This window comes from Neisseria sp. HMSC078C12 (assembly GCF_001838065.1).
GTDB lineage: Bacteria > Pseudomonadota > Gammaproteobacteria > Burkholderiales > Neisseriaceae > Neisseria.
In genome coordinates, this window is record NZ_KV835594.1 from 1 (window position 1) to 8,400 (window position 8,400).

The 8,400-nt window shown below is 58.6% G+C and carries 10 protein-coding genes and 2 pseudogenes; 8 read left to right on the plus strand and 4 right to left on the minus strand.

Annotation, left to right across the window (positions count from 1 at the left end):
- From HMPREF2596_RS03465 to HMPREF2596_RS03480, 4 genes and pseudogenes are all read right to left on the minus strand, one after another.
- Positions 1–331, minus strand: a pseudogene (locus HMPREF2596_RS03465) (transposase zinc-binding domain-containing protein); the annotation flags it as partial.
- 146 nt (positions 332–477) lie between these two features.
- Positions 478–1,338 carry a broad-spectrum class A beta-lactamase TEM-1 gene (locus tag HMPREF2596_RS03470; RefSeq protein ID WP_000027057.1) on the minus strand — a complete coding sequence of 287 codons (861 nt, stop codon included), beginning with the start codon at positions 1,336–1,338 and terminating at the stop codon, positions 478–480.
- Positions 1,339–1,520: 182 nt separating this feature from the next.
- Positions 1,521–2,078, minus strand: coding sequence for a recombinase family protein (locus HMPREF2596_RS03475; RefSeq protein ID WP_001235713.1), 558 nt, complete (start codon positions 2,076–2,078; stop codon positions 1,521–1,523).
- A gap of 598 nt (positions 2,079–2,676) precedes the next feature.
- Positions 2,677–2,961 (minus strand): mobilization protein C, encoded by a 285-nt coding sequence (locus tag HMPREF2596_RS03480; protein WP_000238497.1) that lies wholly within the window; start codon positions 2,959–2,961, stop codon positions 2,677–2,679.
- A 199-nt stretch (positions 2,962–3,160) separates the two neighbouring features.
- Here HMPREF2596_RS03480 and HMPREF2596_RS11540 point away from each other — a divergent pair.
- The 8 genes and pseudogenes from HMPREF2596_RS11540 to sul2 form a co-directional block, all read left to right on the plus strand.
- Positions 3,161–3,802 (plus strand): annotated as a pseudogene (locus HMPREF2596_RS11540) (MobA/MobL family protein); the annotation flags it as partial.
- A 106-nt stretch (positions 3,803–3,908) separates the two neighbouring features.
- On the plus strand, positions 3,909–4,322 hold the full coding sequence (locus HMPREF2596_RS11545) for an IncQ-type mobilization protein MobB (protein WP_010890157.1): 414 nt from the start codon (positions 3,909–3,911) through the stop codon (positions 4,320–4,322).
- 98 nt (positions 4,323–4,420) lie between these two features.
- On the plus strand, positions 4,421–5,290 hold the full coding sequence (locus HMPREF2596_RS11550; protein ID WP_229382459.1) for a DNA-primase RepB domain-containing protein: 870 nt from the start codon (positions 4,421–4,423) through the stop codon (positions 5,288–5,290).
- A 60-nt stretch (positions 5,291–5,350) separates the two neighbouring features.
- Positions 5,351–5,563, plus strand: coding sequence for a hypothetical protein (locus HMPREF2596_RS03490; RefSeq protein WP_000455501.1), 213 nt, complete (start codon positions 5,351–5,353; stop codon positions 5,561–5,563).
- A gap of 1 nt (position 5,564) precedes the next feature.
- Entirely contained in the window at positions 5,565–5,771 is a 207-nt protein-coding gene (gene urfF / locus HMPREF2596_RS03495; protein WP_007857788.1) for a plasmid repression protein F, read from the plus strand.
- 29 nt (positions 5,772–5,800) lie between these two features.
- Positions 5,801–6,379, plus strand: coding sequence for an AAA family ATPase (locus HMPREF2596_RS03500; protein WP_070849663.1), 579 nt, complete (start codon positions 5,801–5,803; stop codon positions 6,377–6,379).
- Positions 6,366–7,217, plus strand: coding sequence for a replication protein C, IncQ-type (gene repC, locus HMPREF2596_RS03505; RefSeq protein ID WP_000240536.1), 852 nt, complete (start codon positions 6,366–6,368; stop codon positions 7,215–7,217). The genes HMPREF2596_RS03500 and repC overlap by 14 nt, the downstream gene beginning before the upstream one ends.
- Positions 7,218–7,524: 307 nt before the next feature.
- The gene (gene sul2, locus HMPREF2596_RS03510) at positions 7,525–8,340 is read left to right on the plus strand and encodes a sulfonamide-resistant dihydropteroate synthase Sul2 (RefSeq protein WP_001043265.1); all 816 of its coding nucleotides are present in this window, start codon (positions 7,525–7,527) and stop codon (positions 8,338–8,340) included.
- The last annotated feature ends 60 nt before the right edge of the window (positions 8,341–8,400 follow it).

Below are 8,400 nucleotides of genomic sequence, written 5' to 3' on the forward strand. Positions count from 1 at the left end.
CTGGCCAAAGCCTTAGCGTAGGATTCCGCCCCTTCCCGCAAACGACCCCAAACAGGAAACGCAGCTGAAACGGGAAGCTCAACACCCACTGACGCATGGGTTGTTCAGGCAGTACTTCATCAACCAGCAAGGCGGCACTTTCGGCCATCCGCCGCGCCCCACAGCTCGGGCAGAAACCGCGACGCTTACAGCTGAAAGCGACCAGGTGCTCGGCGTGGCAAGACTCGCAGCGAACCCGTAGAAAGCCATGCTCCAGCCGCCCGCATTGGAGAAATTCTTCAAATTCCCGTTGCACATAGCCCGGCAATTCCTTTCCCTGCTCTGCCATAAGGGGTCTGACGCTCAGTGGAACGAAAACTCACGTTAAGGGATTTTGGTCATGAGATTATCAAAAAGGATCTTCACCTAGATCCTTTTAAATTAAAAATGAAGTTTTAAATCAATCTAAAGTATATATGAGTAAACTTGGTCTGACAGTTACCAATGCTTAATCAGTGAGGCACCTATCTCAGCGATCTGTCTATTTCGTTCATCCATAGTTGCCTGACTCCCCGTCGTGTAGATAACTACGATACGGGAGGGCTTACCATCTGGCCCCAGTGCTGCAATGATACCGCGAGACCCACGCTCACCGGCTCCAGATTTATCAGCAATAAACCAGCCAGCCGGAAGGGCCGAGCGCAGAAGTGGTCCTGCAACTTTATCCGCCTCCATCCAGTCTATTAATTGTTGCCGGGAAGCTAGAGTAAGTAGTTCGCCAGTTAATAGTTTGCGCAACGTTGTTGCCATTGCTGCAGGCATCGTGGTGTCACGCTCGTCGTTTGGTATGGCTTCATTCAGCTCCGGTTCCCAACGATCAAGGCGAGTTACATGATCCCCCATGTTGTGCAAAAAAGCGGTTAGCTCCTTCGGTCCTCCGATCGTTGTCAGAAGTAAGTTGGCAGCAGTGTTATCACTCATGGTTATGGCAGCACTGCATAATTCTCTTACTGTCATGCCATCCGTAAGATGCTTTTCTGTGACTGGTGAGTACTCAACCAAGTCATTCTGAGAATAGTGTATGCGGCGACCGAGTTGCTCTTGCCCGGCGTCAACACGGGATAATACCGCACCACATAGCAGAACTTTAAAAGTGCTCATCATTGGAAAACGTTCTTCGGGGCGAAAACTCTCAAGGATCTTACCGCTGTTGAGATCCAGTTCGATGTAACCCACTCGTGCACCCAACTGATCTTCAGCATCTTTTACTTTCACCAGCGTTTCTGGGTGAGCAAAAACAGGAAGGCAAAATGCCGCAAAAAAGGGAATAAGGGCGACACGAAAATGTTGAATACTCATACTCTTCCTTTTTCAATATTATTGGAGCATTTACCAGGGTTATTGTCTCATGAGCGGATACATATTTGAATGTATTTAGAAAAATAAACAAATAGGGGTTCCGCGCACATTTCCCCGAAAAGTGCCACCTGACGTCTAAGAAACCATTATTATCATGACATTAACCTATAAAAATAAGTGTATCACGAGGCCCTTTCGTCTTCAAGAATTTTATAAACCGTGGAGCGGGCAATACTGAGCTGATGAGCAATTTCCGTTGCACCAGTGCCCTTCTGATGAAGCGTCAGCACGACGTTCCTGTCCACGGTACGCCTGCGGCCAAATTTGATTCCTTTCAGCTTTGCTTCCTGTCGGCCCTCATTCGTGCGTTCTAGGATCCTCCGGCGTTCAGCCTGTGCCACAGCCGACAGGATGGTGACCACCATTTGCCCCATATCACCGTCGGTACTGATCCCGTCATCAATGAACCGGACTGCCACGCCCTGAGCGTCAAATTCCTTTATCAGTTGGATCATATCGGCAGTGTCGCGGCCAAGACGGTCGAGCTTCTTAACCAGAATGACATCACCTTCCTCCACCTTCATCCTCAGCAAATCCAGCCCTTCCCGGTCTGTTGAACTGCCGGATGCCTTATCGGTAAATATACGGTTTGCTTTCACACCTGCGTCTTTGAGTGCTCTGACCTGAAGATCAAGAGACTGCTGACTGGTTGAGACCCGAGCGTAACCAAAAAGTCGCATAAAAATGTACCTTAAATCGAATATCGGACAACTCATGTCTATTATTACAAATTTACGATTTAATAGACATATTAATGTAACAGTTTTACGATGTCCGATAATTTATAACATTTCGTACGGTTGGAAAAATGTTACTAAATGCCCGTCAGGCAGGGAGGCCGAAATGCCTGCCGTTGCTAGACATTGCCAGCCAGTGCCCGTCACTCCCGTACTAACTGTCACGAACCCCTGCAATAACTGTCACGCCCCCAAACCTGCAAACCCAGCAGGGGCGGGGGCTGGCGGGGTGTTGGAAAAATCCATCCATGATTATCTAAGAATAATCCACTAGGCGCGGTTATCAGCGCCCTTGTGGGGCGCTGCTGCCCTTGCCCAATATGCCCGGCCAGAGGCCGGATAGCTGGTCTATTCGCTGCGCTAGGCTACACACCGCCCCACCGCTGCGCGGCAGGGGGAAAGGCGGGCAAAGCCCGCTAAACCCCACACCAAACCCCGCAGAAATACGCTGGAGCGCTTTTAGCCGCTTTAGCGGCCTTTCCCCCTACCCGAAGGGTGGGGGCGCGTGTGCAGCCCCGCAGGGCCTGTCTCGGTCGATCATTCAGCCCGGCTCATCCTTCTGGCGTGGCGGCAGACCGAACAAGGCGCGGTCGTGGTCGCGTTCAAGGTACGCATCCATTGCCGCCATGAGCCGATCCTCCGGCCACTCGCTGCTGTTCACCTTTGCCAAAATCATGGCCCCCACCAGCACCTTGCGCCTTGTTTCGTTCTTGCGCTCTTGCTGCTGTTCCCTTGCCCGCACCCGCTGAATTTCGGCATTGATTCGCGCTCGTTGTTCTTCGAGCTTGGCCAGCCGATCCGCCGCCTTGTTGCTCCCCTTAACCATCTTGACACCCCATTGTTAATGTGCTGTCTCGTAGGCTATCATGGAGGCACAGCGGCGGCAATCCCGACCCTACTTTGTAGGGGGAGGGAGCACTTACCGGTTTCTCTTCGAGAAACTGGCCTAACGGCCACCCTTCGGGCGGTGCGCTCTCCGAGGGCCATTGCATGGAGCCGAAAAGCAAAAGCAACAGCGAGGCAGCATGGCGATTTATCACCTTACGGCGAAAACCGGCAGCAGGTCGGGCGGCCAATCGGCCAGGGCCAAGGCCGACTACATCCAGCGCGAAGGCAAGTATGCCCGCGACATGGATGAAGTCTTGCACGCCGAATCCGGGCACATGCCGGAGTTCGTCGAGCGGCCCGCCGACTACTGGGATGCTGCCGACCTGTATGAACGCGCCAATGGGCGGCTGTTCAAGGAGGTCGAATTTGCCCTGCCGGTCGAGCTGACCCTCGACCAGCAGAAGGCGCTGGCGTCCGAGTTCGCCCAGCACCTGACCGGTGCCGAGCGCCTGCCGTATACGCTGGCCATCCATGCCGGTGGCGGCGAGAACCCGCACTGCCACCTGATGATCTCCGAGCGGATCAATGACGGCATCGAGCGGCCCGCCGCTCAGTGGTTCAAGCGGTACAACGGCAAGACCCCGGAGAAGAGCGGGGCACAGAAGACCGAAGCGCTCAAGCCCAAGGCATGGCTTGAGCAGACCCGCGAGGCATGGGCCGACCATGCCAACCGGGCATTAGAGCGGGCTGGCCACGACGCCCGCATTGACCACAGAACACTTGAGGCGCAGGGCATCGAGCGCCTGCCCGGTGTTCACCTGGGGCCGAACGTGGTGGAGATGGAAGGCCGGGGCATCCGCACCGACCGGGCAGACGTGGCCCTGAACATCGACACCGCCAACGCCCAGATCATCGACTTACAGGAATACCGGGAGGCAATAGACCATGAACGCAATCGACAGAGTGAAGAAATCCAGAGGCATCAACGAGTTAGCGGAGCAGATCGAACCGCTGGCCCAGAGCATGGCGACACTGGCCGACGAAGCCCGGCAGGTCATGAGCCAGACCCAGCAGGCCAGCGAGGCGCAGGCGGCGGAGTGGCTGAAAGCCCAGCGCCAGACAGGGGCGGCATGGGTGGAGCTGGCCAAAGAGTTGCGGGAGGTAGCCGCCGAGGTGAGCAGCGCCGCGCAGAGCGCCCGGAGCGCGTCGCGGGGGTGGCACTGGAAGCTATGGCTAACCGTGATGCTGGCTTCCATGATGCCTACGGTGGTGCTGCTGATCGCATCGTTGCTCTTGCTCGACCTGACGCCACTGACAACCGAGGACGGCTCGATCTGGCTGCGCTTGGTGGCCCGATGAAGAACGACAGGACTTTGCAGGCCATAGGCCGACAGCTCAAGGCCATGGGCTGTGAGCGCTTCGATATCGGCGTCAGGGACGCCACCACCGGCCAGATGATGAACCGGGAATGGTCAGCCGCCGAAGTGCTCCAGAACACGCCATGGCTCAAGCGGATGAATGCCCAGGGCAATGACGTGTATATCAGGCCCGCCGAGCAGGAGCGGCATGGTCTGGTGCTGGTGGACGACCTCAGCGAGTTTGACCTGGATGACATGAAAGCCGAGGGCCGGGAGCCTGCCCTGGTAGTGGAAACCAGCCCGAAGAACTATCAGGCATGGGTCAAGGTGGCCGACGCCGCAGGCGGTGAACTTCGGGGGCAGATTGCCCGGACGCTGGCCAGCGAGTACGACGCCGACCCGGCCAGCGCCGACAGCCGCCACTATGGCCGCTTGGCGGGCTTCACCAACCGCAAGGACAAGCACACCACCCGCGCCGGTTATCAGCCGTGGGTGCTGCTGCGTGAATCCAAGGGCAAGACCGCCACCGCTGGCCCGGCGCTGGTGCAGCAGGCTGGCCAGCAGATCGAGCAGGCCCAGCGGCAGCAGGAGAAGGCCCGCAGGCTGGCCAGCCTCGAACTGCCCGAGCGGCAGCTTAGCCGCCACCGGCGCACGGCGCTGGACGAGTACCGCAGCGAGATGGCCGGGCTGGTCAAGCGCTTCGGTGATGACCTCAGCAAGTGCGACTTTATCGCCGCGCAGAAGCTGGCCAGCCGGGGCCGCAGTGCCGAGGAAATCGGCAAGGCCATGGCCGAGGCCAGCCCAGCGCTGGCAGAGCGCAAGCCCGGCCACGAAGCGGATTACATCGAGCGCACCGTCAGCAAGGTCATGGGTCTGCCCAGCGTCCAGCTTGCGCGGGCCGAGCTGGCACGGGCACCGGCACCCCGCCAGCGAGGCATGGACAGGGGCGGGCCAGATTTCAGCATGTAGTGCTTGCGTTGGTACTCACGCCTGTTATACTATGAGTACTCACGCACAGAAGGGGGTTTTATGGAATACGAAAAAAGCGCTTCAGGGTCGGTCTACCTGATCAAAAGTGACAAGGGCTATTGGTTGCCCGGTGGCTTTGGTTATACGTCAAACAAGGCCGAGGCTGGCCGCTTTTCAGTCGCTGATATGGCCAGCCTTAACCTTGACGGCTGCACCTTGTCCTTGTTCCGCGAAGACAAGCCTTTCGGCCCCGGCAAGTTTCTCGGTGACTGATATGAAAGACCAAAAGGACAAGCAGACCGGCGACCTGCTGGCCAGCCCTGACGCTGTACGCCAAGCGCGATATGCCGAGCGCATGAAGGCCAAAGGGATGCGTCAGCGCAAGTTCTGGCTGACCGACGACGAATACGAGGCGCTGCGCGAGTGCCTGGAAGAACTCAGAGCGGCGCAGGGCGGGGGTAGTGACCCCGCCAGCGCCTAACCACCAACTGCCTGCAAAGGAGGCAATCAATGGCTACCCATAAGCCTATCAATATTCTGGAGGCGTTCGCAGCAGCGCCGCCACCGCTGGACTACGTTTTGCCCAACATGGTGGCCGGTACGGTCGGGGCGCTGGTGTCGCCCGGTGGTGCCGGTAAATCCATGCTGGCCCTGCAACTGGCCGCACAGATTGCAGGCGGGCCGGATCTGCTGGAGGTGGGCGAACTGCCCACCGGCCCGGTGATCTACCTGCCCGCCGAAGACCCGCCCACCGCCATTCATCACCGCCTGCACGCCCTTGGGGCGCACCTCAGCGCCGAGGAACGGCAAGCCGTGGCTGACGGCCTGCTGATCCAGCCGCTGATCGGCAGCCTGCCCAACATCATGGCCCCGGAGTGGTTCGACGGCCTCAAGCGCGCCGCCGAGGGCCGCCGCCTGATGGTGCTGGACACGCTGCGCCGGTTCTTCGTCCGCTTCGGTGTGAGCAAGGCCAACTATGGCGCACCGTTCGCTGATCGGTGGTTCAGGCGGCATGACGGCGGGGTGCTCAAGCCCGCCGTGCTGGAGAGGCAGCGCAAGAGCAAGGGGGTGCCCCGTGGTGAAGCCTAAGAACAAGCACAGCCTCAGCCACGTCCGGCACGACCCGGCGCACTGTCTGGCCCCCGGCCTGTTCCGTGCCCTCAAGCGGGGCGAGCGCAAGCGCAGCAAGCTGGACGTGACGTATGACTACGGCGACGGCAAGCGGATCGAGTTCAGCGGCCCGGAGCCGCTGGGCGCTGATGATCTGCGCATCCTGCAAGGGCTGGTGGCCATGGCTGGGCCTAATGGCCTAGTGCTTGGCCCGGAACCCAAGACCGAAGGCGGACGGCAGCTCCGGCTGTTCCTGGAACCCAAGTGGGAGGCCGTCACCGCTGATGCCATGGTGGTCAAAGGTAGCTATCGGGCGCTGGCAAAGGAAATCGGGGCAGAGGTCGATAGTGGTGGGGCGCTCAAGCACATACAGGACTGCATCGAGCGCCTTTGGAAGGTATCCATCATCGCCCAGAATGGCCGCAAGCGGCAGGGGTTTCGGCTGCTGTCGGAGTACGCCAGCGACGAGGCGGACGGGCGCCTGTACGTGGCCCTGAACCCCTTGATCGCGCAGGCCGTCATGGGTGGCGGCCAGCATGTGCGCATCAGCATGGACGAGGTGCGGGCGCTGGACAGCGAAACCGCCCGCCTGCTGCACCAGCGGCTGTGTGGCTGGATCGACCCCGGCAAAACCGGCAAGGCTTCCATAGATACCTTGTGCGGCTATGTCTGGCCGTCAGAGGCCAGTGGTTCGACCATGCGCAAGCGCCGCCAGCGGGTGCGCGAGGCGTTGCCGGAGCTGGTCGCGCTGGGCTGGACGGTAACCGAGTTCGCGGCGGGCAAGTACGACATCACCCGGCCCAAGGCGGCAGGCTGACCCCCCCCACTCTATTGTAAACAAGACATTTTTATCTTTTATATTCAATGGCTTATTTTCCTGCTAATTGGTAATACCATGAAAAATACCATGCTCAGAAAAGGCTTAACAATATTTTGAAAAATTGCCTACTGAGCGCTGCCGCACAGCTCCATAGGCCGCTTTCCTGGCTTTGCTTCCAGATGTATGCTATTCTGCTCCTGCAGCTAATGGATCACCGCAAACAGGTTACTCGCCTGGGGATTCCCTTTCGACCCGAGCATCCGTATGAGACTCATGCTCGATTATTATTATTATAGAAGCCCCCATGAATAAATCGCTCATCATTTTCGGCATCGTCAACATAACCTCGGACAGTTTCTCCGATGGAGGCCGGTATCTGGCGCCAGACGCAGCCATTGCGCAGGCGCGTAAGCTGATGGCCGAGGGGGCAGATGTGATCGACCTCGGTCCGGCATCCAGCAACCCCGACGCCGCGCCTGTTTCGTCCGACACAGAAATCGAGCGTATCGCGCCGGTGCTGGACGCGCTCAAGGCAGATGGCATTCCCGTCTCGCTCGACAGTTATCAACCCGCGACGCAAGCCTATGCCTTGTCGCGTGGTGTGGCCTATCTCAATGATATTCGCGGTTTTCCAGACGCTGCGTTCTATCCGCAATTGGCGAAATCATCTGCCAAACTCGTCGTTATGCATTCGGTGCAAGACGGGCAGGCAGATCGGCGCGAGGCACCCGCTGGCGACATCATGGATCACATTGCGGCGTTCTTTGACGCGCGCATCGCGGCGCTGACGGGTGCCGGTATCAAACGCAACCGCCTTGTCCTTGATCCCGGCATGGGGTTTTTTCTGGGGGCTGCTCCCGAAACCTCGCTCTCGGTGCTGGCGCGGTTCGATGAATTGCGGCTGCGCTTCGATTTGCCGGTGCTTCTGTCTGTTTCGCGCAAATCCTTTCTGCGCGCGCTCACAGGCCGTGGTCCGGGGGATGTCGGGGCCGCGACACTCGCTGCAGAGCTTGCCGCCGCCGCAGGTGGAGCTGACTTCATCCGCACACACGAGCCGCGCCCCTTGCGCGACGGGCTGGCGGTATTGGCGGCGCTAAAAGAAACCGCAAGAATTCGTTAACTGCACATTCGGGATATTTCTCTATATTCGCGCTTCATCAGAAAACTGAAGGAACCTCCA

Coding starts and splice junctions, on each gene's coding strand:
- HMPREF2596_RS03470 (WP_000027057.1), bottom strand. CDS start 1,338: ATGAGTATTCAACATTTTCGTGTCGCCCTTATTCCCTTTTTTGCGGCA.
- HMPREF2596_RS11545 (WP_010890157.1), top strand. CDS start 3,909: ATGAACGCAATCGACAGAGTGAAGAAATCCAGAGGCATCAACGAGTTA.
- HMPREF2596_RS11550 (WP_229382459.1), top strand. CDS start 4,421: ATGAACCGGGAATGGTCAGCCGCCGAAGTGCTCCAGAACACGCCATGG.
- HMPREF2596_RS03490 (WP_000455501.1), top strand. CDS start 5,351: ATGGAATACGAAAAAAGCGCTTCAGGGTCGGTCTACCTGATCAAAAGT.
- HMPREF2596_RS03480 (WP_000238497.1), bottom strand. CDS start 2,961: ATGGTTAAGGGGAGCAACAAGGCGGCGGATCGGCTGGCCAAGCTCGAA.
- urfF (WP_007857788.1), top strand. CDS start 5,565: ATGAAAGACCAAAAGGACAAGCAGACCGGCGACCTGCTGGCCAGCCCT.
- HMPREF2596_RS03475 (WP_001235713.1), bottom strand. CDS start 2,078: ATGCGACTTTTTGGTTACGCTCGGGTCTCAACCAGTCAGCAGTCTCTT.
- sul2 (WP_001043265.1), top strand. CDS start 7,525: ATGAATAAATCGCTCATCATTTTCGGCATCGTCAACATAACCTCGGAC.
- HMPREF2596_RS03500 (WP_070849663.1), top strand. CDS start 5,801: ATGGCTACCCATAAGCCTATCAATATTCTGGAGGCGTTCGCAGCAGCG.